The organism is Natranaerobius trueperi, from assembly GCF_002216005.1.
GTDB lineage: Bacteria > Bacillota > Natranaerobiia > Natranaerobiales > Natranaerobiaceae > Natranaerobius_A > Natranaerobius_A trueperi.
Window position 1 is genome coordinate 1 of sequence record NZ_NIQC01000032.1, and the last position, 24728, is coordinate 24728.

23 protein-coding genes and 2 pseudogenes are annotated in these 24728 nt (G+C 32.9%); 23 read left to right on the forward strand and 2 right to left on the reverse strand.

The annotated features are described in order from the left end of the window. Positions 1-134 precede the first annotated feature (134 nt). From CDO51_RS11160 to spoIVA, 17 genes are all read left to right on the forward strand, one after another. Entirely contained in the window at positions 135-857 is a 723-nt protein-coding gene (locus tag CDO51_RS11160; RefSeq protein ID WP_205842241.1) for a pseudouridine synthase, read from the forward strand. 64 nt (positions 858-921) lie between these two features. Beyond that, positions 922-1374, forward strand: coding sequence for a hypothetical protein (locus CDO51_RS11165; RefSeq protein WP_089024339.1), 453 nt, complete (start codon positions 922-924; stop codon positions 1372-1374). 23 nt (positions 1375-1397) lie between these two features. Further along, positions 1398-1769 (forward strand): chorismate mutase, encoded by a 372-nt coding sequence (gene aroH, locus CDO51_RS11170; protein ID WP_089024340.1) that lies wholly within the window; start codon positions 1398-1400, stop codon positions 1767-1769. A 117-nt stretch (positions 1770-1886) separates the two neighbouring features. Beyond that, positions 1887-2558, forward strand: a complete 672-nt coding sequence (gene cmk / locus CDO51_RS11175; protein WP_089024341.1) for a (d)CMP kinase — start codon at positions 1887-1889, stop codon at positions 2556-2558. Continuing rightward, the gene (locus CDO51_RS11180; RefSeq protein WP_089024342.1) at positions 2551-3135 is read left to right on the forward strand and encodes a lysophospholipid acyltransferase family protein; all 585 of its coding nucleotides are present in this window, start codon (positions 2551-2553) and stop codon (positions 3133-3135) included. Before cmk ends, CDO51_RS11180 begins: the two co-directional genes overlap by 8 nt. A gap of 17 nt (positions 3136-3152) precedes the next feature. Continuing rightward, positions 3153-5198: a bifunctional 4-hydroxy-3-methylbut-2-enyl diphosphate reductase/30S ribosomal protein S1 gene (locus tag CDO51_RS11185; protein WP_089024343.1), complete on the forward strand. Its 2046-nt coding sequence runs from the start codon at positions 3153-3155 to the stop codon at positions 5196-5198. Next, entirely contained in the window at positions 5185-6234 is a 1050-nt protein-coding gene (gene fni, locus CDO51_RS11190; protein WP_089024344.1) for a type 2 isopentenyl-diphosphate Delta-isomerase, read from the forward strand. The genes CDO51_RS11185 and fni overlap by 14 nt, the downstream gene beginning before the upstream one ends. Before the next feature lie 100 nt (positions 6235-6334). Further along, the gene (locus CDO51_RS11195) at positions 6335-7087 is read left to right on the forward strand and encodes a DUF1614 domain-containing protein (protein ID WP_089024345.1); all 753 of its coding nucleotides are present in this window, start codon (positions 6335-6337) and stop codon (positions 7085-7087) included. 10 nt (positions 7088-7097) lie between these two features. Then, complete coding sequence (spoIIP, locus tag CDO51_RS11200) at positions 7098-8318, forward strand: stage II sporulation protein P (protein WP_205842242.1); 1221 nt, start codon at positions 7098-7100, stop codon at positions 8316-8318. Positions 8319-8353: 35 nt separating this feature from the next. Continuing rightward, on the forward strand, positions 8354-9232 hold the full coding sequence (locus CDO51_RS11205) for a YIEGIA family protein (RefSeq protein ID WP_089024347.1): 879 nt from the start codon (positions 8354-8356) through the stop codon (positions 9230-9232). Positions 9233-9256: 24 nt separating this feature from the next. Continuing rightward, complete coding sequence (locus CDO51_RS11210) at positions 9257-9448, forward strand: capping complex subunit for YIEGIA (protein ID WP_089024348.1); 192 nt, start codon at positions 9257-9259, stop codon at positions 9446-9448. Between the two features lie 16 nt (positions 9449-9464). Further along, positions 9465-9938, forward strand: coding sequence for a DUF3189 family protein (locus CDO51_RS11215; RefSeq protein ID WP_089024349.1), 474 nt, complete (start codon positions 9465-9467; stop codon positions 9936-9938). Between the two features lie 102 nt (positions 9939-10040). Continuing rightward, a complete protein-coding gene (locus CDO51_RS11220; RefSeq protein WP_089024350.1) occupies positions 10041-11381 on the forward strand; it encodes a DUF512 domain-containing protein in 1341 nt (446 codons plus the stop codon). Continuing rightward, complete coding sequence (der, locus tag CDO51_RS11225) at positions 11374-12696, forward strand: ribosome biogenesis GTPase Der (protein ID WP_089024351.1); 1323 nt, start codon at positions 11374-11376, stop codon at positions 12694-12696. The genes CDO51_RS11220 and der overlap by 8 nt, the downstream gene beginning before the upstream one ends. Positions 12697-12698: 2 nt before the next feature. Then, positions 12699-13316: a glycerol-3-phosphate 1-O-acyltransferase PlsY gene (gene plsY, locus CDO51_RS11230; RefSeq protein WP_089024352.1), complete on the forward strand. Its 618-nt coding sequence runs from the start codon at positions 12699-12701 to the stop codon at positions 13314-13316. Beyond that, the gene (locus CDO51_RS11235) at positions 13316-14359 is read left to right on the forward strand and encodes an NAD(P)H-dependent glycerol-3-phosphate dehydrogenase (RefSeq protein WP_089024353.1); all 1044 of its coding nucleotides are present in this window, start codon (positions 13316-13318) and stop codon (positions 14357-14359) included. Before plsY ends, CDO51_RS11235 begins: the two co-directional genes overlap by 1 nt. 211 nt (positions 14360-14570) lie before the next feature. Continuing rightward, entirely contained in the window at positions 14571-16049 is a 1479-nt protein-coding gene (gene spoIVA / locus CDO51_RS11240; RefSeq protein ID WP_089024354.1) for a stage IV sporulation protein A, read from the forward strand. 42 nt (positions 16050-16091) lie between these two features. On the opposite strand, the gene CDO51_RS11245 is transcribed toward spoIVA, so the two are convergent. After that, complete coding sequence (locus CDO51_RS11245; RefSeq protein ID WP_089024355.1) at positions 16092-16655, reverse strand: hypothetical protein; 564 nt, start codon at positions 16653-16655, stop codon at positions 16092-16094. Between the two features lie 176 nt (positions 16656-16831). On the opposite strand from CDO51_RS11245, the gene CDO51_RS11250 reads away from it, so the two are divergent. The 3 genes and pseudogenes from CDO51_RS11250 to CDO51_RS11260 all read left to right on the forward strand — a co-directional run. Beyond that, the gene (locus CDO51_RS11250; RefSeq protein ID WP_089024356.1) at positions 16832-18172 is read left to right on the forward strand and encodes a hypothetical protein; all 1341 of its coding nucleotides are present in this window, start codon (positions 16832-16834) and stop codon (positions 18170-18172) included. A gap of 56 nt (positions 18173-18228) precedes the next feature. Then, positions 18229-19378 (forward strand): annotated as a pseudogene (locus CDO51_RS11255) (IS3 family transposase). Between the two features lie 330 nt (positions 19379-19708). Further along, a pseudogene (locus CDO51_RS11260) lies at positions 19709-19996 on the forward strand (CAP domain-containing protein); the annotation flags it as partial. A gap of 255 nt (positions 19997-20251) precedes the next feature. Here CDO51_RS11260 and CDO51_RS13880 read toward each other — a convergent pair. Then, entirely contained in the window at positions 20252-20392 is a 141-nt protein-coding gene (locus CDO51_RS13880; RefSeq protein ID WP_158212441.1) for a hypothetical protein, read from the reverse strand. 824 nt (positions 20393-21216) lie between these two features. Between CDO51_RS13880 and CDO51_RS11265 the strand changes: the two genes are divergently transcribed. The 3 genes from CDO51_RS11265 to CDO51_RS11275 all read left to right on the forward strand — a co-directional run bounded on the left by CDO51_RS11265 (position 21217) and on the right by CDO51_RS11275 (position 24304). Beyond that, complete coding sequence (locus CDO51_RS11265) at positions 21217-22446, forward strand: quaternary amine ABC transporter ATP-binding protein (RefSeq protein ID WP_089024358.1); 1230 nt, start codon at positions 21217-21219, stop codon at positions 22444-22446. Then, positions 22433-23260 (forward strand): ABC transporter permease, encoded by an 828-nt coding sequence (locus CDO51_RS11270; protein WP_089024359.1) that lies wholly within the window; start codon positions 22433-22435, stop codon positions 23258-23260. Before CDO51_RS11265 ends, CDO51_RS11270 begins: the two co-directional genes overlap by 14 nt. 159 nt (positions 23261-23419) lie before the next feature. Further along, entirely contained in the window at positions 23420-24304 is an 885-nt protein-coding gene (locus CDO51_RS11275; RefSeq protein ID WP_089024360.1) for a glycine betaine ABC transporter substrate-binding protein, read from the forward strand. The last annotated feature ends 424 nt before the right edge of the window (positions 24305-24728 follow it).

Sequence of the window (24728 nt, forward strand, 5' to 3'; positions counted from 1 at the left end):
AGGTGCTCTATCTCTTACAGATTTTATCGGATATTCAAGTTTTTACCTAGATGTTTAAAATGGATAGTATTGAAATTCTGAGAACGAAAGAGCTTTTTAAAAGAAAATTTTACTTTATAGAGGGAGGTAGTAATTTGCGTTTACAAAAATATATGGCTCATGCTGGAGTTGCATCTAGAAGAAAATCTGAGGAAATTATTAAAGAAGGTAGAGTTAAAGTAAATGGACAAGTTATTAGAGAATTAGGTACAAAAATAAACCCTAATAAAGATATAGTTGAAGTTGATGGTAATAAAATAGACTTTGAGAAAAACGAAGTCTATCTGTTATTAAATAAACCCATTGGTTATATTACCTCTAAAAAAGATCCACAAGGAAGAAAAACAATAATGGATTTAATAAGTGTTAGAGAGCGTATTTATCCAGTTGGACGGTTAGATTATGATTCAAGGGGACTTGTATTATTAACAAATCAAGGAGAATTAGCAAATAGATTGATGCATCCACGTTATGAGGTAACTAAAACTTATAATGTAAAAGTAGACAAGTTTTTATCTAATAATGATATTGATTGTTTAAAATCAGGTATTAGATTAGAAGAGGGGTTATGTAGCGCAAAAAAAGTAAAAATATCAGAGAAGACTAAGAACCACATGGTATTACAGATTATATTAACTGAAGGTAGAAAGAGACAAATTAGAAGGATGATAGACTTCTTAAATGCAGAGGTAATAGACCTACAACGAATTAAGTTCGGTCCAGTTAAAATAAATAGTCTAAAAGAAGGAAGTAGTAGACACTTATCAGATAGCGAGATAATAAAATTGAAAAAACTTGTTGGTTTAGACAGTAAATAAACTCGAATTAACCAAGGATATAATGGAAATAATGAAAATAATTCCGTAAAAGGAGGTTGGTTAAATGAAAGTAAAATTAGGAGAAGAAGTAGAAGAGAAAGTACGGTGTAGAATCAGGTTTGATTTTCCTGGGTATAGAAAGCCTGGAAGATTTATTTTCGGAAGTAAAGATACTTTTGAAGTAGCTGAAGAACAAAGAGATAACCAAGTTACTAATTGGCAAAATGTACCGATACAAGGAGTTGAAATAGATCATATTGAACAAAAAGAAACATATGCAGTGTATGTAGAGGAATTAGATGAAGATGTAGCATATGCTCCGGTAGAGTTAACTATATCAGCTGATTCGTTAGTAGACTTGTTACCTTTTATTATGAGAGAGGAGTTTAGAAAAATTGAGCTTCATAACCCACTGATGGTTAACTTTACAAAAACAGAGATAGAAAAATTCTTAGGTAAAGTAAATGAGGAACTTACATATAGGTTGACTTATGAAAGAAGAAAACAAGAATCTTAAGCTTGATTAATGGAGGGGAGAAAATGAACAATTTAAGAGTTCATGCAGTTAGAGGAGCTACAACAACTAAGGAAGATTCTGAACAAGAAGTTTTAAAAGAAACAAAACGTCTTTTAGAAAGTGTATGTGATAGAAATCAGATTACAGATGAACATCAAGTTATAAGTATATTTTTTACAACTACCAAAGATCTACAATCGTGTTTTCCTGCAAGAGCTGCAAGAAAATTAGGATGGACAAACACAGCATTGATGTGTGCTCAAGAAATTGATGTTGAAGGAGCCATAACAAAATGTATTAGGATCATGATCCACTATTATTCTCATTTAAACCATAAACCAGAACCTGTATATTTAAATGAAGCTCAGAGTTTACGGCCTGATTTAAATAAATAATTTTAATGGAATGAATTATATTTTTTGAACTTGTGGGGAGGAACGAACATTTTTTTGTCGAATAGTCTGTTATGAATTAGAATTAAGTAAATAATTTAAGTTGAGAGGTTTGATAACATGTCATCTAATATAGTCATTGCAATTGATGGACCTGCTGGTGCCGGAAAAAGTACGATTGCTAGAAATCTCGCAATAAGTTTAAATCTTAAATATCTTGATACTGGTGCTATGTATAGAGCAATAGCTTTGTATGTGTTACATAAAGACATAGATCCACAAGATAAAGATTGTGTTAAAAGTGTACTTAAAAAAGTGAATTTAGATATCAAAACAAAATCAAATGGAAACAACTTGGTATTTTTAAATAATCAAGAAATAACTGATGAAATCCGACAACCTGAAGTTTCTAAGGCTGTTTCTTATATAGCTGAAAACTTTGCTGTGAGAGAGTTTTTAGTAGAGATGCAACGAAAAATTGGTCGTGATGGTGCTGTGCTTGATGGAAGGGACATAGGAACACGTATTTTTCCTAATGCTGATTTTAAGTTTTACTTAACTGCAAGCATAGAAGAAAGGACACAAAGACGTCTTTGTGATTTACTGAAAGAAGGGTATAACACAACTTATAATGAAGTAAAACAAGAATTACTAAGGCGTGATGAAATTGACCAGAATAGAACCTATAGCCCTTTGAGAATGGCAGAAGATGCTATTTTACTAGATACTACTAATATGACCCAAAAAGAAGTATTGTCAAAGTTACTTGAAAGGGTTGAAGGTCATGAATAAAAATAGCACTTTATATACTATACTTAGAGGGCTATTTAGATTACTCTTTAAAACAATATATCCTATAAAAATTGAAGGTTATGAAAACCTACCTAATGAAGGGCCAGCAATATTATGTTCAAATCATATTAGTTTATTTGATCCGATATTATTAGGTTGTATTTCAGAACCCCATGTAACTTTTATGGCTAAAGAAGAATTATTTAATATACCTGTAATTGGTTATATAATTAAAAAACTTGGTGCTATTCCTGTTAAAAGAGGGCAAGCTGATAGAAAAGCACTTAAAACTTCTCTTGATGAACTTATAGCAGGTAATATATTTGGGATGTTTCCGGAAGGTACAAGGAAACAAAACTCTAACAATAAATTACTTAGAGGTGTTGGGTTTATTGCAGCAAAGAGTAAAGCACCTGTAGTACCTATTACAATAAAAGGTAAGTATAAACCATTCAGACGAGTTAAAGTTATTGTACATTCTCCCATTAACTATCAAAAAGAAGATTTTGATCAATCTGAAGATTCACTTGCTGAATTTAGTCAATCCATTATGGTAATTATTAATAATGATCTGTAGAGTTAGGAGTGTATATAATGGAAATAGTCGTAGCACAGGGTGCTGGCTTTTGTTCAGGAGTTAAACGTGCAGTAGATAAAGCAATAGAAGCCTCTAAAAAAGCTGTAGCAGTTTATACTCTAGGCCCTATTGTTCATAATAATCAAGTAGTAAGCAAATTAACTGAAAATGGTGTAAAAGCCATAGAAAATTTTGATGATATAATTGAAAATGAAAGTTATTTGGTAATTAGAAGTCATGGAGTAGGTCCTTCAACATTTAAACATGCTGAAGAATTAGGTATAGAAATTATAGATGCTACATGTCCTTTTGTAAAAAAAGTACAGCGTAAAGCTAAACAATTATATGATGATGGTATTCAAGTTTATATAATAGGAGATCCTAATCATCCTGAAGTAATTGGAATTAAAGAGTGGACTGATAATACTGCTATGGTGATTGAAAATAAAGATGAAATTAACAGTATTAATATTGTAGAAAACGCTGCAGTTGTAGCTCAAACCACTTTAAGAGAAGAATTTTTTAACAAAATAATTGATAAAATAAAAGAACAAAACGAAAACGTTATTATTGATAACACTATTTGTGAGGCTACGAAAAAGCGTCAAGAAAACACTAAATCTTTATCTGATGATGTTGATCTAATGGTTGTAATAGGAGGTTATAACAGCTCTAATACTAAAAAGCTAAAAGAATTGGCATCTAAAGAAGGGGTTATAACTTATCATGTTGAAACTGCCAATGATCTCAAAGCTGATTGGTTTAAGAGCTGTAAAAAGATAGGTGTTACGGCAGGTGCCTCAACACCAGATTGGACTATAAAGGAGGTTATTGAAAAAATGAAAGAATTTGAAAATCAAAAACAAAGCCAAGAATCAGAAGAAAATAAAGAAAATCAAAGAGAGTTAATGGAAGAAAATAATACGAAAGACGGTTATAAAAGAGGTGAACAATTAAGTGGCACTATAGCAAGAGTAGCTGATGAGGAAGTTTTAGTTGATGTTGGTTACAAATTTGAAGGTGTTATACCTATCAATGAGTTAAACTTAGACAAAGGTCAGACACCTAAAGACATTTTAAAAGAGGGTAGTAAAGTAGACGTGAAAGTAGTAAAAGTTGATGATGAAGAAGGAGTTTTAATATTATCAAAAAAATGGGCTGATAAAGATAAAGCTTGGGAAATGTTACAAGAAAAAAAGGATACAGATAAAGAATTAGTTGCTAAAGTAGTAGAAGAGGTTAAAGGTGGCCTTGTTGTTGACTTACAAGGAGTTAATGGTTTCATCCCAGCTTCACATGTAGATATCGATTATATTTCAGATTTGAGTCAATATGTTGGCACTGAACTAAAACTTAAAGTTATTGAGCTAGATAGATCCAATAACAAGATAGTTTTAAGCCATAAAAAGATTCAAGAAGAAGAGTTAGAGACAAAGAAACATGAAACTTTTAGTAAACTGAGAAGTGGAGATATAATTGAAGGAACAGTGAAAAGGTTAACAAATTTTGGTGCTTTTATTGATGTTGGTGGTATAGATGGATTATGTCACATATCTGAAATATCTCACAGTAGAATAGATCATCCTGAAAATGCAATATCAGTTGGTCAACAAATTAAAGTTAAAGTTTTAGATCTAGATCCTGAAAATGGAAAAATTTCATTAAGTATAAAAGAAGCTCAACCTGATCCGTTTGAAGAGTTTATGAAAAAGTTTCAATCTGGAGATGTAATTAACGGTAAAGTTGCAAGAACAGTTGATTTTGGAGCTTTTATCGAGATTATTCCAGGTGTTGAAGGTCTTTGTCATATTTCACAATTAGCAAATAAGCATGTGGCAAAAACAACAGAAGTTGTCAAGAAAGGTGATAAAGTAAAGGCAAAGATTCTTTCTATTGACCCAGAACAAAAGAAGGTGGGCCTTAGTATTAAAGATACTGAGGACAATAATGAACAATATGAGTCTGAACTCACTTCATATACAGATGATGAAGATGATGGTGTTAAATTAGGTGATATGTTTGGTGATTTGTTAGGGGAAATTAAAGAAGATGATAGAAAATAGAAAGTCTGATCACCTTAAGTCAGCAATAAATAATTTTAAATATCAAAATTTGCTTAAAGATATAAGACTAATGCATAAATGTTTACCCAAACATAATTACAATGAAACTAATCTATCAACAACTTTATTTAATAAAGAAATAAAGTTACCAATAATGTTTAATGCTATTACAGGAGGAGCTAAAGAATCATTAGAAATTAATAAAAAACTAGCTAGAGTGGCTAATGATCTTAATATTCCTATAGCAGTTGGTAGTCAAAAAATCGCTATCAAAGATGACAGTTTTACAAACACTTTTGAAGTTGTTAGAGAGTTTAACCCAACAGGATTAGTTATAGCTAATGTTGGTGCATATGCAACTGTTGATATGGCAAAAAAAGCTGTTGAAATGATATCTGCTGATGCATTACAAATACACCTAAATGCACCACAAGAACTTGCAATGCCTGAAGGTGATCGTAACTTTAAAGAATTTACTACTAATATAGAGAAAATTATCGATGAACTAAATGTTCCAGTAATTGCAAAAGAAGTTGGGTTTGGAATGAAAAAGGAAGACATTCAAGAGCTAGCAGCTTTAAATTTTGATGCTATCGATATTAGCGGTGTTGGTGGTACTAACTTTATAAAATTAGAGAATGAAAGATACATAGAAAAAGATCCACCATTAAAAGATCTAGAAGAATGGGGAATTACTACTGGGGAGTCACTTTTAGAAGCTTCAGCTTATGGGTTTAATAATATTGATATAATTGCTTCAGGTGGTTTTTCCTCATCACTAGATATAGCAAAAGCTCTTTCTTTAGGAGCAAAGTGTGTTGCAATGGCCGGTTTTCCTTTATACATACTTTGGAACTTTGGTGAAGAAGAGTTAAAAAGAAAACTAGAACAAATAGAAACTCAATTAAAATCAATACTGTTGCTAACTGGTTCAAGGAAATTGAAGGAATTCGAAGAAAGTCCAGTTTTGATTCAAGGTAACTTGAAAGAATATGCAAACCAAAGAAATTTAGATATTGAATATTTATCAAGTTAAACGCGCTTTTTCAGCGCGTTTTTTCTATTTTTGGAATAATTCATTTAGCTAGCGGTTATCCTAAAAGATGCTAACAACTACTATAAAGGGGTGAAGTTTATTGACTTTCGGGTTTGTAATACTACTAGCTGTTGCAGCCTTAGTTTATTTTGGGGTACTTCAAAGAGTTTTAGATAGAATGGGATTAACTGATCACATTGCTTTACTATTCATTGGTTTAATGATTGTAGGAGGTTTTTTACCAGACATAACTCTAGCTGATAACTTCGCTATTAATATAGGTGGTGGGTTAATTCCACTGGTGTTGGTTGGATATCTATTTTATAAAGCAGATAACAAAGAAAGGTTACGTGGAGCCTTGGCAGCCATAATAACAGGTATAGTAGTTTTTGGTGCCATGCGAATCTTGCCTTTAGAGCCTACATATGCAGGTATTTTAGATCCTACTCTCACCTTTGGCTTAATTGCAGGAGTCATAGGTTATCTTGCAGCAAGATCAAGACGTTCGGCTTTCATAGCTGGGGTCTTAGGGCTTGTTTTAAGTGATTTATTTGCTAGGTTAGATTTATTTTTACGAGGTACTAGTGGTACAACTGTCATAGGTGGAGCTGGAGTATTTGATGCTATTGTACTAGGGGGTATATTAGCTGTTGGGTTAGCTGAAATTGTAGGTGAAAGCTATGAAAGAATACAAAGTGGTCATGAAGAGGATGAAGAGACTATGAAAGAATTAAATATTGACCCAAATGTAGCTCATCAAGAATTTAGTGATGAATTAAGTGAAATAGAAAGTCAAGTACGAGAAAGTGAGGTGTCATCAAATGAAGAAGATAATGAAGATGATAACCAGTAAGATAACATTCGTGCTATTATTAATTGTTTTTGTTCTTAGTTCTTTTGTAATACCACAAAGTACAATTGCTATGGATACGTATGAGCTTGATGATGGTTATATGACCGTTGTAGATGAAGAAGGAGAAACAATACTGAAAACTGGTAGGCGTTTAGTTCAAGGCAACAAATACCTTAATCAAGATAATAAATTATATGAAGTTACTAATGTAACAGATGATAAAGCTGAAGCTGAGTTAATCGAAGAAGTTGAACTCTCTTCAAAAAATCATGAAGACACTGAAAACCCTTTAAGCTTTATTAACACTCATATAGTATATGCTCAAGATAGAGGTCCTATAGGTATTTATCACTCTCATGGTGCGGAAAGTTATGTACCAAGTGATGGTGCAGAAAGTATTGATGAGGGTGGAGGAATATTGCAAGTAGGCGAGAGTTTTGCACAATCCTTAGAAGAAAATACCGTGGATGTTATTTGGAGAGAAGAAACTCATGTACCACATGATGCAGGAGCATATATGCGATCTAGAAGAACTGTTGAAGATATACTTGAGGAAAATCCCGATGCTTTAATCGACGTTCATAGAGATGCAGCACCAAGAGATCAATATAAGGCTGAGATTGAAGGTGAAGAAAGGGTATCGATTCTTCTAGTAGTAGGGCAACAAAATCAAAATATCCAAGAAACTGAACAATTTGCGGAACGGATAAAAGCTACTGCTGATGAAATGTACCCAAACTTAGTTAAGGGAATCCTATATGCACAAGGTGACTATAATCAAGATTTACACCCCAGAAATATTTTAATTGAGATTGGTGGACACAATAATACTAGAGAAGGTGCTAAGGAATCTGCTGATTTATTTGCTGATGTTCTAACTAAGGCGCTTTACGAAGGAGTTGAAGAGGGTGAACCTAGAGGTGCAGTAGAGGACGAAGGTGGGATTATAGAAGATGATGAAGGTGGAATAGCAGGTGGAGGAGTTGTTGATGGTCCAGATGCTGGTCCTCCAGGAGCTTTGGGTACTGTCGGAAGAACAATCCTTTGGATAGGTGGAGTCGTCATTGTAGGTGGGTTCTTATTTCTATTACTAAATGAGGGAAGTTTACAAGGAGTGGCATCTAAGTTTAAGCAATTCGTTTCAACAGAGTTTGCTAATTTTATGGGTCCCTCAAAAAAGAACTCCAAACAAAGGCGCTCACAAGAAGACCAAGAGGATGATGATTCCTGATACCAGGATTTAATGAGGAACTTCAAGCTATTTTGATGGGGGTTATTGTCGGGACTATTGCTCGAATGCTTTTATTAAGATCTGACTATCGTATTTACCCGTCACACCCCCATGGAAATGTAATTCACATCTCATTAGGTTTTATTGCAGCTTTTTTAGGAGCTGTGGCAGTACCCGCAATTTTAGCTGAAGAATATACAGCAGTAACCTTTTTATCCCTAGCAGCACAGCAATTTCGAGAGATAAGGAATATGGAGCGTGAGACATTAAATAATTTAGAGGATGCTGAGTTAGTACCAAGAGGTAATGAGTATATAGAAGGTATAGCCCAGGTTTTTGAAGCTAGAAACTATTTAGTAATGGGCGCATCTTTAATTACTAGTACTGTAGCTATTTTAACTTCCTATTTATGGTTAGGCCTTTTATTGGGTGCAATAGTTCTTAAGTTAAGTTATAGATTTATGAGAGGAAAAAGAGTTGGTGAGTTAGCAGATGTTTACCATGGCGAAATTAGTTTTGATGGATCCATACTATATGTGAACGATATATTAATGGTTAACGTAGGTCGATCAGAAACTAGAAATACTATTAAGGATAGAGCTTTTGGTTTAATTATTGAACCTAAAGATGATAATGCACGAGCCACTTTAGCTAATGCAGGTCAACGCTCGGCAATATTACATGACGTCGCTACTATGTTAGGAATTTATAAAGATGTAAATACTGAAGAATTTTCACCAACAATTAGACGTCAATTAAGTACTGGAAAGTTGGCTATGGTAATCATACCATTAGAAGGTAATGAAGAATATTTGATTGAAGCTGTAGAATATGTACCTATTCTTGAGAGTGCTTTAAGATATCCATTAAAATCACGACCTGGACACAAAGCTCATCATAAAAAGCGTAAATAATTTTCTATTAGAAGGAGTATAAACATGGCATATACTACTAACGTCATAGTTGCTATTGTTACTGTCGCCCCTGAAAAAATTTCAGCTGGAACAATACCAATTTTTTATGAAGATTCTTTAGAAGAAGCTGAACAAACTGCTTTGACTGTTTCTAGAATTACAAGAGGGGTGGTACATAGTTTAGAGAATGGAGTTTTAATTATTGCTAAACATTGATGTGTGAGGGGATAATATGCGAAAAATTGTATATCATTGTTATGGGGGAGCGCACTCATCAGTAGTAGCAGCCAATATACATGTTGGGGAGCTTCCTCGAGATAAAGTACCTAGTAAAAATGAATTGTTGTATACAAAGCTATTTGATAGTCAAAAAAATATACTAAAAGGTAAATTACATTACTTTGGTAGAGATACTGAAGGAAACCACATATATTCATGTGGAATGGGAAGTGACTCTAAAACTATAAAAACTGCTATGGTCGATATTTTGCAAATATATGACCTTGATACTCATCATCTTAAGTTTGTAGATACACTAACTTGTGTTAATGTTAGTATGCGTGTAGGTGGGTTCTTAAGTCAACGACTAGGATTAATTAAAGTTGGTAGACCCCTTGTATTAAGTGGAACTCAAAAAGCATATTTACAAATTGCTGGTGTAGTAAAGAAAACAAAAAATGAAATAAAGAACAACACGAAGGGGTGAGAACTCCTTCTTTTTTTCTTGACTCAGATATTTAATTATAGGATAATCAAATGTAGCTTGCTAGTGCTAAATTAATAACTAGGAAAAGTTAGGTGATTTATAATGGATACAAGAAATTATGAACATATAATAAAAAATGTTAATCAGGATAGTATAGCAGAAGAAATTGGGTTAAAAGCTGGAGATAAAGTTCTTGCTATCAATGATACCGAGATAAATGATATACTTGATTACTATTTTTTGATTAGTGATGACTATATCGAATTATTAGTCAGAAAACCAGATGGACAAGAATGGATTATAGAAATTGAAAAGGACTTTGATGAAAAACTAGGACTTGAATTTGAAAATCCTACAATCACACCAATGAAAAAATGCCATAATAACTGTATATTTTGTTTTGTCAATCAACTACCCAGTGGGATGCGATCTAGTTTATATGTAAAAGATGATGATTATAGATTAAGTCCTTTTTATGGAAACTATGTTACTCTTACTAACCTAAGTGATGATGAAATAGACAGACTTATAAGGTATAGAGTTTCCCCTATGTATATTTCAGTTCATACTACTAATAGTGAACTAAGAAAATCAATGCTTAAAAACCCTAAGGCAGGTGAAATCAATTCGTTATTAGAAAGGTTTTATGAAGCGGGTATCAATATGCATGGTCAAGTAGTTCTTTGCCCAGGTGTTAATGATGGTGAAGAATTAGATAGAACTATACAGGATCTAATTAACCTATATCCAGAATTCAATAGTTTGGCTGTTGTACCAGTAGGTACCACTGCACATAGAGAAGGGCTAACACAATTAGATGATGTTTCACCAGAAATTGCAAGTTCCGTTATCAGTCAAGTAGAAAGATACCAACAAAAATTCTTGAAGAAATATGGGACACGCTTTGTATTTTTGGCTGATGAATTTTATCTTTGTGCGAATAAACAGTTTCCTAGTTTCGAAAGTTATGAGAACTTTTCACAGATAGATAATGGTGTAGGATTGGCTAAAAAGTTTGAATCTGAAGTTAAAGAGAGGATTAAAAATAAAGGAATTAGCAGTAACATAAGTGGCACAATTATTACTGGACAACTAGGTGCTAGAGTAATTAAAAGAATTATTAATGAAATTAAATCTAAGTTTAATGATCTTGAAATAGACCTTGAAATTATTCCAATTGTAAATAAATTTTTTGGACCACAAGTAACGGTTACAGGGTTGATTACAGGTAGTGATATAATTGAACAATTAAAAGGTCAGAACTTAAAATCACCTATTTTCATACCGGATGTTATGTTAAAAGATGGGAATACTGCATTTTTAGATGATGTTACTTTTAAAGATTTGCAAGAACAATTAAATGTCACTGCTATCAAAACACCAGTTAATGGTAAAGATTTTGTTGATATTATAGAATCTAAAGGAGTTGAGGGAAATGACTAAACCAGTACTTGCATTAGTTGGGCGCCCTAATGTGGGAAAATCATCATTATTTAATAGACTTATTGGAGAGCGAGTATCAATAGTTGATGATACACCCGGTGTTACCAGAGATAGAGTTTATGGTGAATCAGAATGGAGTGGCAGAGGGTTTAATGTGATAGATACAGGTGGGATTTTTGATGAAAATGATAACATTTTAAACCAAGTTGTTTTACAAGCACAACTAGCTATGGAAGAAGCCGATGTAATAGTGTTCGTAGTTGATAGTAGAGATGGGATTACACCTGCTGATGAAGAAGTGGCTTTAGAACTAAGAAAATCAAATAAGGCTGTGATTGTAGCTCCAAATAAAAGTGAAGATAATCCTGATCTACATGCTGCAGAATTTTACCAATTGGGCTTTGATAAAGTGATACCAATCTCTGCAATACATGGTGCCAATACAGGGGATCTGTTAGATGAAATTGTATATCACTTCCCAGAACTAGATACACAGGTAGAAGATGAATATAAAGATAGTATAAAAGTTTCTGTTGTTGGGCGACCTAATGTAGGAAAATCTTCGTTAGTTAATAATATATTAAAACAAGATAGATTAATTGTAAGTGATATGCCAGGAACAACACGTGATGCAATTGATACATTTGTAAAACGAGAAGAAAAAAGTTACGTCTTTATCGATACTGCTGGGCTACGTAAAAAAAGTAGAATTGATGAGAAATTAGAAAAGTATAGTGTGATTAGAAGTATAAATGGTCTTGAACGTAGTAATGTATCATTATTACTTATAGATGGAACTGAAGGCATTTCAGATCAAGACAAAAAAATTGCTTGGCTCACACAAGAGAAGGGTAAAGCATTGATAATAGTAGTTAATAAATGGGATATAGTTGATAAAGACAATAAAACAGCTGATAAATTTAAAGAAAAAATACGTATAGAAATGCCTAATGTTAGCTACGCTCCAATTGTTTTCATTTCAGCCAAGACAGGAAGAGGTGTAGAAAAGATCTTTCCAGAAATTGAAAGAGTAGCAGCTCAGCATGATAAAAGAATACCAACAGCTGATATAAATAGGGTTTTAGAAAAAGCGGTTAATAGAACACCACCACCTTCAAAAAAAGGTAAACAGTTAAAAATTTATTATGGAACACAGGTGAAGTCTCAGCCACCGACTTTAGTGATGTTCATTAATGACTCAGGACTTTTAAAAAATTCTTATAAAAGGTATCTACAAAATCAATTAAGAAGGGTTTTTGGATTCGAGGGAACTCCTATAATACTACTTGGTAGAGAAAGAAAAAGGAGGGACTAAATATGCTAAGTTTTTTTCTAATGATCTTTGCTTATCTTTTAGGGTCCATACCAGGTGGGTACATAATTGGTAAATATATCCATGGAATAGACATTAGGGAATATGGAAGCAAAAATGCAGGAGCTACAAATGTCTTAAGAACATTAGGAAAAAAAGAAGGGTTTTTAACTTTAATTTTTGATGGATTTAAAGGTTATATAGTAATAAAAATAGCTTTGTTACTAGGATTAGATGATTTGTTTGTAATATTATCTGGTTTAGCAGTAATCATAGGACATAATTGGCCAATATTTTTTCAGTTTAAAGGTGGACGTGGAATAGCAACTAGTATTGGTATATTAATAGGATTGTCTTGGCAAGTGTTTGTAACAGTTGTGGTAATTGGACTTATTCCTGTAGTAATAACTAAGTACGTTTCACTTGGTTCAATTACAGGTGCAGTTGTGTTACCATGGGTAATGCTTTTATTTGGAAATCCATTTTGGTATCTTGTATTCGCTTTGGCTATGAGTATTATGGCGATAATTAGACATATTTCAAATATTAAAAGGTTGATCCAAGGTACAGAAAGAAAATTAGGTGAAAAATATGAGATATCTAAAAGTGGGAGGGAAAAGTAATGACTAAAACTAAAATCACAGTGATAGGATCTGGAAGTTGGGGAACTGCAATAGCTATACTTCTTGCTGGTAAGAATGAAAATAAAGTAACGTTATGGACCAGACGAGAAGATTTTTGTAAGCAATTACAAAATGAACGTGAAAATGATAAATATCTTCCAGGAATCTCTTTTCCAGAAAATTTAAGTATAACTTCAGATTTAGAGAAAGCTGTCAGTAAAAGAGATGTACTTGTTTTTGTAGTGCCTTCCCACTCAATGAGAGATATAGGAAGTAAGGTAAATGATCTAATTGATAATGATCCACTAATTTTAAGTGCTTCAAAAGGAATTGAGATTGACACACTTAAACCTATGAGCCAAGTTTTAGCAGATACTCTAGATAATTATAATGCGAACACTATTGCAACATTATCTGGACCTAACCACGCAGAAGAGGTAGGTAAGGGTATACCTTCAGCATCAGTTATAGCTTGTAAAAAGAAAATTGTAGCTGAAAAACTTCAATCTATATTTATAACTTCTCGCTTCAGAGTTTATACTAACCCTGATATTGTTGGAGTTGAAATGGGTGGGGCTCTAAAGAATATAATGGCACTAGGATCTGGTATTTCGGATGGTATAGGTTTTGGAGATAATACTAAGGCTGCTTTTATGACCCGTGGAGTTTATGAGATTTCGCGTTTAGGTAATAAATTAGGAGCTCGTTCAATGACGTTTGCAGGCCTAGCAGGGATTGGAGATTTGATAGTAACATGTACAAGTGAACATTCAAGAAATAGACGTGCTGGTAAAATGATAGGTAAAGGAATGGCTTTAGAAGAAATTACAGAAGGTACTAATATGGTAATTGAAGGTTTTAAGACTACTAAAGCAGCTAATTATTTAGCTCAAAAAACTGGAACTGAAATGCCAATTACGACTGAGATATATAACATTTTATTTAATGGAAAATCACCAATTGAAGGTGTTAATCATCTAATGAAACGTGTAAAGACAGATGAAATGGAAGAAGTAGTAGATACTAATATGTGGAGAGAATAAACACCGAATTTTTCGGTGTTTATTTATTTATCTAAGAATAATTGTCCATTTTTATAAATATATATTTAGTGGTCGAGCAATTGAACTAAACTTGTAATAAAAATATCGAGAACTAATAAGATGGTTTTAAGGAGGGATATTTATCGAGTAGTTATCAAAAGTTTTCTTTTGATGACGTCTACTGATTAAGATTTAAGGAGGGGAGAGGTTTATGAACAAATTTGACTTGTATGAAGATATTGCAAAACGTACTGAAGGCGATATTTATTTAGGTTTGGTAGGACCTGTAAGAACAGGAAAGTCAACTTTTATAAAAAAGTTCATGGAAATGATAGTTATGCCGTATATTCAAGATACAAATCAACTAGAACGTGCTAGAGATGAACTTCCTCAAAGTAGTGGTGGAAAAACAATTATGACTACTGAACCTAAATTCATACCTGATGAAGCTGTAGAAATAACTATTGGTGACAATATTTCAATGAGAGTAAAAATGGTTGATTGTGTTGGGTATATGGTTGATGGTGCTATTGGTTACGAAGATGAAGAAGGTCCAAGAATGGTATCAACTCCTTGGTTTGAAGAAGAGATATCTTTTGAAGAGGCCGCCGAAATAGGTACACAAAAGGTTATTCAAGAACACTCTACTATGGGTGTAGTTGTTACAACAGATGGTACTATTACCGGAATAGAAAGAGAAAATTATTTACAGGCAGAAGAACAAGTAATTGAAGAACTAAAGGATATTGGGAAACCTTTTGTTGTAGTACTTAATAGTATTGATCCATTTGGTGAAGAAGCATTAGAAATAAAAGAAGAATTAGCAGAGAAATATAATGTACCAGTAATACCTGTTAATGTGTTAGAGATGCAAGAAGATGAAATCAATCAAATTTTACAAGAAGTACTATATGAGTTCCCAGTAAAAGAGGTAAGTATAAACTTACCTAATTGGGTTGAAGAACTTGAAACTGATCATTGGTTAAGAGGGAGTTTTGAAACCTCTATCCGGGAAAGCATAGAAAAAGTCACAAGATTAAGAGATATTAATTCTGTTGTAAATGACTTAGAAGAAGTTGAGTATTCAGAACAAGTAGATCTTGAACAAATGGATTTAGGAACTGGTCATGCGGTTATTGACATACTAGCACCTGATCATCTATTTGAACAAATTCTATCAGAGATAAGCGGTGAAGAAATTGAAAGTAAAGGTGACTTATTAAGGATCTTCAAAGATTTTGCTTATGCAAAGAGTGAATATGATAAAGTAGAAGAAGCACTATCTACGGTTAAAGAAGATGGATATGGTGTTGTTCCTCCTAGCCTTGATGAAATGACTTTAGAAGAACCTGAAATAGTACGACATGGAAATAGATTTGGTGTGAGACTTAAAGCAAGTGCTCCGAGTATTCATATGGTAAGAGTTAATGTTCAAAGTGAATTTTCACCTATTGTAGGAACAGAAAAACAAAGTGAAGATCTTGTGAACTATATTATGGAAGAATTTGAAGAAAATCCAGAAAAGATTTGGGAACGCGACATCTTTGGTAAGAGTTTACACAGTGTTGTTCAAGATGGAATAGGTAAAAAATTAGATAATATGCCACCAAATGCAAGGGAAAAGTTAAAAGAAACTTTAGAAAAAGTAATTAATGAAGGTAGTGGAGGTCTCATTGCAATTATATTATAAATAGAACCCTGCGTCTCAAGTGACGCAGGGAGTTTTTTATTACTAGCTTTGTTCTGGATAAGGTGGCCAAATTGGATCGAATTCTGGACATTCACCAGCTACTTGACATTCTTTGGGCTCAGGGCAGAACCCATAAACTGGTACTAGCAGCTGTACATGTGCTATAAGTTTAAATAATAACAGCTTTCCTATACATAATTTAATTGTATTATTTTTTAAAACAAATGCGTCTAAACATTCAAGAAAGACTTCGCATTGTGGCTCTAGCCCATCTTCTCCAGCTCGTGCTAAAACAACAATTTTTTCAAATGTTTCTACGTGACTCCTAGTTTCACCGTTAACTTCATAAGTAACTTCATACTTTATCCATAATCTAACTTTATCATCATATACAATTTCACACTTTTTTTCTATTACCTCTACACTAATACATTCTACATCTGTTAGTTGGTCAATATCATCAAGTGTAATATCTAGTTCGTTTACATCTGTAAATTTACATTCTTCATAGACTTTATCAACTTTTATGCAATCAATAGCAACAGGAGGTGGAAAATGTTCTGGGTTTTCAATCGGCCCAGGATACATTTGATAGTTATTAGGCATATAAATCCCTCCTTTCATTCATTTAATGGCAGATGTGCTTTATTTTATGACAAAAATTGATTCCGTGTGACGTAAAAAAAGAGTTCTAATAATAAAGATTTATTTAAAAATAATAACTTGTATATTAATGCATAAGTATTTATTAAAAGAAAGAACAAGCACAGGGGGATTTAATTATGAGAATAAATGAAAATAGACTACCAACGTTGTTAAATCAAATAAATAAAATTATTAAAGTAAAATTATCTAATAACAAATTAATAGTTTTAGATAATGAAGAAAATCAGAATATATTAGTAGATGAAGTGAATGAGTACACGGCGACTTTAGATGATGATGGTTTTAAATTAATATTTTTGAAAGATGATAAAATTTTCTCTGGTAAATTATTAAATGTAACTGATGATGTTACATTTATACCGCTTTTTCAAAAGGGATATCAAAACTTAACTCTTGGTGCAATAAAAAGTATTCAAAGAGATAAATTTAAAAATATACTATTGTTATGTTTATCTAAAGAAAATAACCAAAACAAATTATTATTCTGGGAATATCGAAATAAGTGGTTAGGACCTTTTGCAATAGATACGGCTGAGGAATTGATTTTAACAAATTCGTCGATACAGGTTGATAAAAATAATAACATTCATTTATTATATATTTCTAAAAATGGACGACAAGAACAATTACTGCATCGTCAGTATACGTCTGAGAAAAAATGGAGTAATCCAGTAGTAGTATCTCAAAATCAGATTAATAAAGACCTAAATGAACCTATATTATTAGATAACACAGGTAATTTGACTAGCTTTTGGGTTACTACTAAAGGTAATAAAAAAAGTATCTGCTCTAGTGTTGCAAATTTAGAGTCTAATATATGGGATTGGAGTGAACCTGAAGTTTTAAAAACCATTTCAGACGAGCGTTCACTGGTATATCTGAGTGCTGGGTTATCTAAAAGTAAACCATGGATAGTTTTTAAAACTAGTGAGAGTCGGAGTGGGTTAATTAAAGAAAACAATAATTGGAAAAATATCAACCTAAATAATAGTATCAGAGAAATGAGAGTTGAAGGTTTTCAAACACATAGTTGGGGGCAAAGGGGATTAGGTGATGTAAATCATCTAAGGATTTGGCAACCAGAAATGGGGGTTAATCAAGAACAGGATGCTAAAAAACAGGTTAAAACAAAAAATCAAAAACAGTTATGGAATGCAGGACCATCTCCACAATCTCCTAAATCTATGTTAGTAAATAATTTAAAAAAGAAAGGGGTTACTAAAAAACAAGCAAGCACAAAAAATGGCTTGAACGCCAAAAAATTAGGGGATAAAGAAGTGATTCAACTTAAAAAGAAAGTTAAGTCTTTACGTGTAGAAGTTAATAAACTGCAAGATAAATATGATAAGTTACTAGAAAGAACTGAAAATTTAGAACATCAATTTACAAAAAAGTTTAACTCTTCTAATAATAAGCAAGATAATGAAAAAAGTTGGTGGAGTAAACTGTTTAAATAACTGGTGTTAGTATATTTTTATGACACATTTAAGTCTAAAAAATAGGTTAAAAAAGGATGTGTCCAGAAAAGGGTAAAAAATATAGTAACGATTTCAAAAAAACAGTTGTAGATTTGTGTCACTCAGGTACTTCTGTAAAGGACCTGTAGAGCGAATATGGCGTAACGGAAGTTACTATTTATACATGGATTAAGCAGTTAACCCCTCAATCAGGAGATGACGAAGTTACTCCTAAAGATATAGATGAAATGAAAAAAGAAATGCAACGCATCAAACAGGAACGAAATCTTAAAAAAGGCTATGGCCATATTCGCGAAAAAGTAGATGATTCAGAGCTTATTGAATTTATAGAAGAACATAAAGATGATCACTCTATTACAACCATGTGTGATGCTTTAGGAGTTCCTAAGAGTACTTACTATCATAAATCAAACCACGTTGAGTCTAATCGTGATAAAGAAAACAGGAAACTTACAGAAGAGATTATTGAAATCCATAATGATAGTAACAAACGCTATGGTGCACCTAAGATCCACGCCATCTTAAAATTCAAAGGTTATAAAGTAAGCCTAAAACGCGTTTAGCGGATAATGAAAAAAGCTGGTATCCGGTCAATTGTCAGAAAAAAATTCAAGCCTTACCCTAATAAATAAAAAGTAGTTGAACGAGAAAATATCTTAAAACAAGACTTTTCTACCAAAACCATTAATGAAAAATGGGTGACTGATATTACATACATTAAAACAATAAAAGATTCTTGGTGCTATTTAGGTTCGGTAATGGACTTACATACTTATAAAATCATTGGTTACTTCATCAGCAAAAACATGACAAGTGACCTTGTGATTAAAGCTTTGAAGAACGCTTATGAAACTCAAGATCCGGGTAATGGTATTATCCTTCATAGCGATCTAGGTACACAATACACTAGTGACGAATTTAAGCAATTCACAAAAAACAAAGGAATTATACAGTCATAATTTAGTCGTAAAGGATGCCCTTATGACAATGCACACATTGAATCTTTTCATGCTACCCTGAAAAAGAAGAAGTTAATCATGTAAGATATCTAGATTTGATTTTGATTCTGCCAAAGTTGCCGTTTTCAAGTTTATTGAAGGCTGGTACAACAGAAAAAGAGTACATGGAATTTTGGGATACTTAACTCCTCAAGCCTTTGAAGACCTATCAAAACAATCTGCTTGAAACTTAACTTTTGTGTGTCCAAGATATTGACTCAAGTCCAGTTTTATCTTTAGTGACAGTGTTTTGGCAAATTCAAACTTATAATATCACAAGAATGGTGGTCAAATTTTTCAAGAAGAAGTATTGATACTGAACAAGAAACAACAAATACATATAATCGTCAAAACACTTTTGGACGATTTACTTATTTGTTTAACCAGACAAATCAACAAAATCAAAGATCTGATGATACCTCAAATAATGATTCTGTGATGAAGAATACTTATATGACAAATTAAATGAAGAAAGACGACATAGAGGTCTTAATGAATATAAGATTCAAAAGATCTTAGTGAAGTAGCTAGAAAGAAATCTCGAGATATGATTGATAATAACTATTTTGATCATAAATCCCCAAAATATGGAATCCCTGGAGAAATGGTCAGTGAAGAAGGAATAGACTACACACTAGTTCGAGAAAATATAGCGCAATCTAACAGCGTCCAATCAGCGCATGCACAGCTCATGAATAGTTCTGCACATAGATCTGCGATACTAGCAAAAGATTACACTCATATTAGAGTAATAGAAACTGAACGAGGTGGGGTTATGTTAACTCAATTATTTATAAAACAATAACAAATTTAATGCATCTTAAGGTGAATGTTTACCTTAAAGATGCATTTTCTAATTTAACGGGGGCAATGTAAAGTGAACATTGTATTTCTATTGTTAGAGGACAGACTTAATAATATCAGGATGTATACTTGAAGTTGTGATTGAATGATTGTTTGGACCTGAATTACCAGGACTATCTAATCTTTATTATATATACACTATTCAAGCCATCGAGTACGTTAGAAAGTATACCTGAACCGAATTTATCTTAGCACCTTAACTAGCTGTTCCTCTATACTTGTCACTATTAGAACAAGCACTTCTAAAGACGTGTATGCCATTACCATTACCATTATCATCATAAGCTTTCCTATGATGATTTATACAATCTTTAAAAGCTCTTATTCTACCTTTCAAGATAGTATGCTTATAAACAGCTGTATCAAGAACTGCTATACTATTACTTTCCCTCTATAGCTATTTCCCAAAGTTTATTTGCTAATTGACGAAGATGCTTGATAAAGTAAGGCCTTAATATTGTTGTCATACCAGATCTTAGTTACATCATTAGCATCAGCTATAAATTTTAAAGTCATTTACTGGAGTAGAAAAAGAATTAATAGTTCTAATTTTTTAATATGACAAGATGCGATACTTTACTAATAATATAATCAAAATCATTAGAATCTTAAAATTAGACTATTTTATCAAAACGTTTTTTTAATAAGGAATAGGGGGCCGATAGAATTTAGTGAAAATTCTATTGATTAATCAAGTTAAAACTTCTTTTTTAGTTTTGGGTATAATTTTCTGCTCAGAAAACTTAAATAAGGTTTTTTTAATAGTTAATTCCCTCCTAACTTAGAGGTTAAGGAATAGGTAATATGTTAATCAAAAAGAACTGTTTTTGATAATTATAGTTTTAAATTAGAGCTCATATAGTAGCGAATGGCGAATTTAGATTAAATATAAAATAACGTTAAACTATTTGCTAAACAGATTGCATATCTGTTACGTACGATATATGCAAGTAAAACAGCATAATCGATACAATCTTTATAGGAAACTTCTAATCAACTATTTTGTCTATAAATGCTATTTGGCTTTTTATCGAGTTAATGATAACATATATAAAGTAGCAAAAATTTGGTAATAAATTTTGTTTCAATCCAACCAAATTTATTACTTTTATATTACATTTAAAATTTTTAAAGGAGGGGACAATAATAAAGGGTGATGATATGGTAAAAAAATTAGAAGCAAAAAACGTATACAAAATTTTCGGACCGAGGCCAGATAGAGTATTTTCTTTAATTGAAAAAGGTATGGACAAGGAGGATATACTCAAAAAAACTGGAAATACTTTAGGCGTCAATGACGCAAGTTTTGAAGTAAATGAAGGTGAAATTTTCGTTATAATGGGACTGTCGGGTAGTGGTAAATCTACCTTAATTCGATGTGTTAACCGTTTAATAGAACCTACAAGAGGTGAAATATTAATAGACGGTGAAGACATTACAAAAATGAATAGCGAAAAACTTCGTGAAGTCCGAAGAGCAAAATTAGGAATGGTTTTTCAACATTTTGCATTATTTCCACATAGAACAGTATTAGATAATGTTACGTACGGACTAGAGGTTCAAAATGTTCCATATGAAGAAAGAGCAAAAGTTGGAGAAAAGGCTCTAGAACAAGTTGGTCTAAAAGATTATGCACAACAAAGACCTAGTGGACTTAGTGGAGGAATGCAGCAAAGAGTAGGACTAGCACGTGCTTTAGCTTTAGATCCAGATATATTAATAATGGATGAACCATTTAGTGCACTAGATCCGCTCATTAGAAGAGATATGCAGAGTGAACTAATAGAACTACAATCAAATGTAAACAAAACAATTCTATTTATAACACACGATTTAGATGAGGCACTGAAGCTTGGTGATAAGATTGCTATTATGAAAGATGGAGAAGTTGTTCAGATTGGTGAACCGGAAGATATATTATCAAATCCTGCAAACGAATATGTTGCAAACTTCGTAAGAGATGTAAATAGGTTGAAAATCCTAACAGCAGGTAATATCATGGATAAACCCGAAGTGACAATTAACATTAACGACGGGCCAAGAAAAGCAATTAGGGTTATGGAAAAAGAAGGATTTTCAAACTTATATGTAGTTGATAAAGAAAAACGTGTTTATGGAGTTATTGAAGATACAAAGGCTTTAGAAGCATTAAAGAATAATGAAAAAAGTCTCAAAAATTATTTAAATAAAGATTATCCTTATACTACAGAAGAAACACCACTTAGTGAATTATTGCAAACTGCTTCAGAATCTAATTACCCTATAGCTGTATTTGATGAGAATGAAGAAAAGTTAAGAGGGTTAATTGTACGTGTATCTGTATTAGCAGCTCTAGCTGAAGGTGAAGATGTAGAAGGTGAAGAAGGAAGTGATAACAATGACAATTCCTAAGATACCAATTGGAGATTGGTTTGAAGCAATAATCGACTGGGTTGAAGAGACTTTTGATTTTCTATTTGACATAATTGCTGATGTTATAGAGTTTATTGTCAATGCTTTCTATACAGGGTTTATTGAAGTATCGGGATTCTCACCATTTATTTTGGTTTTATTGTTTGCTTTATTAGCATGGAAAGTTAGCGGTGCAGGAGTGGGTATATTCAGTTTAGTTGGTTTCTCTTTAATAGTAAGCATGGAACTATGGGGAGAAACAATGGAAACTTTTGCAATGATATTAACGTCTGGAGTAGTTGCTTTAGGAGTAGGAATCCCAATAGGGATATTAGCAGCTAAAAATGATATAGCTGATAAAATAATTAGGCCGATGCTTGACTTTATGCAGACCATGCCAGCATTTGTTTACCTTATCCCAGCTGTTATTTTCTTTAGTTTAGGTATTGTTCCTGGTGTTATTGCAACAGTTATTTTCGCAATGCCGCCTGCAATAAGGTTAACTAATTTAGGTATCAGACAGGTTGACAAGGAAGTGATCGAGGCCGGTAAGGCTTTTGGGTCTACATCAAGTCAGTTACTTTATAAAATCCAACTTCCTCTAGCGGTACCAACAATAATGGCTGGAGTTAACCAAACAATCATGTTAGCACTATCTATGGTTGTTATAGCTTCAATGATTGGTGCTGGTGGATTAGGAAATGTTGTACTTAGAGGTATTCAACAGCTACAAATTGGTACAGGTTTTGAAGGTGGATTATCAGTTGTTATTTTAGCTATCTTTTTAGATAGGTTAACTCAAAGCTTGAAATAAGGTATTAACGACAACAAATTTGTTGTCGTTACATCTTATAAATTTATATTTAAGTCAAGGAGGTGTATTTGCCTTCTGATAAATGAATCTTCTTAGGGGTCAGAATAATAAACTAAAAAGATTCAAAAGAAACATAATTTAAAGGGGGAGGTTAGATTTATGAAAAAATTATTAGTAATTGTATTATCAATGTTGTTAGTTGGAAGTTTTGTTGTAGGTTGTGGTGATGGTGAGGAAACTGTTAATGGTGGTGACGAAGAGGTTCAGACTGTTGAACTAGCACATATGGATTGGGCTTGTTCAATTGCATCAACACATTTAGCAAGTGTGGTACTTGAAGAAGAGATGGGTTATGAAGTAGACTTAATTCAAGCAGATGCTGGACCAGTTTATCAGGATATTGTAAGTGGAGATCAAGATGCTTTCGTTTCTGCTTGGTTACCTGTAACTCATGGAAGTTATTATGAAGAGCATCATGAAGATTTTGATGAGTTAGGTCCTATTTATGAAAATGCACGAATTGGACTAGTTGTACCAGAGTATATGGAAGTTGATAGTATTGATGAGCTAAATGATTCTCCTTATGGAGATGACTTGGGTTGGGAAATCACTGGAATTGATGAAGGTGCAGGAGTTATGGAAAGAACTACAGAAGCTATTGACGAGTATGGTCTAGATTTTGATTTGCTACCAAGTAGTGATGCTGCTATGACAGTTAACTTGGAAGATGCTTATGAGAGTGAAGAACCAGTTATTGTAACAGGTTGGACTCCACATTGGAAGTTTTCTGAATGGGATCTTAAATTCTTAGAAGATCCGAAAGGTGTTTATGGAGAAGCAGAAACTCTTGATGGTATTGCTAGAGAAGGGTTAGAAGAAGACCTTCCAGAAGTACATCAGTTCCTGTCTAACTTTTATGTAGACGATGACCAGTTAGGTGAAATTATGGGAATGATAGCAGATGGAGAAGATGAATATGAAGCTGCTAGGATTTGGATGGAAGATAATATGGATGTAGTTGAAGATTGGATTCCAGAACAGTAATAAAAATTCCCTTCTAGGTTTAACTAGAAGGGAATTTTTTATAATTAGATAAATGCTAAATATAATACCTTTTATATGGATGTTTAGCATAATTTTACTAATAGTAGTAGATTTCAGAAATCTATCGGAAAATCAATATAAAAACTAATGGCCTTCTAAATCTAGATTAGAAGGCCATTAATTATGTTTGCCCTGCATGGGCGGTGTCTAGGCGGTGAAAGTCCGCTACAAGCTTGGTGGTAGGAACTGTTAGCAGATGGCAAGGGCGTCCATCGCGAGGTGAGTCTGAAGGAAGCCTAATGCAAACTCTCGGTCTGACGAATAGAAACCACATACAAGGCATACGTGGGGTGGATGAGTGTGCATATCAACACAAAGTCCAATACCACCCGAACCCCACGGTGTAAATGTGGCAGATGTATGA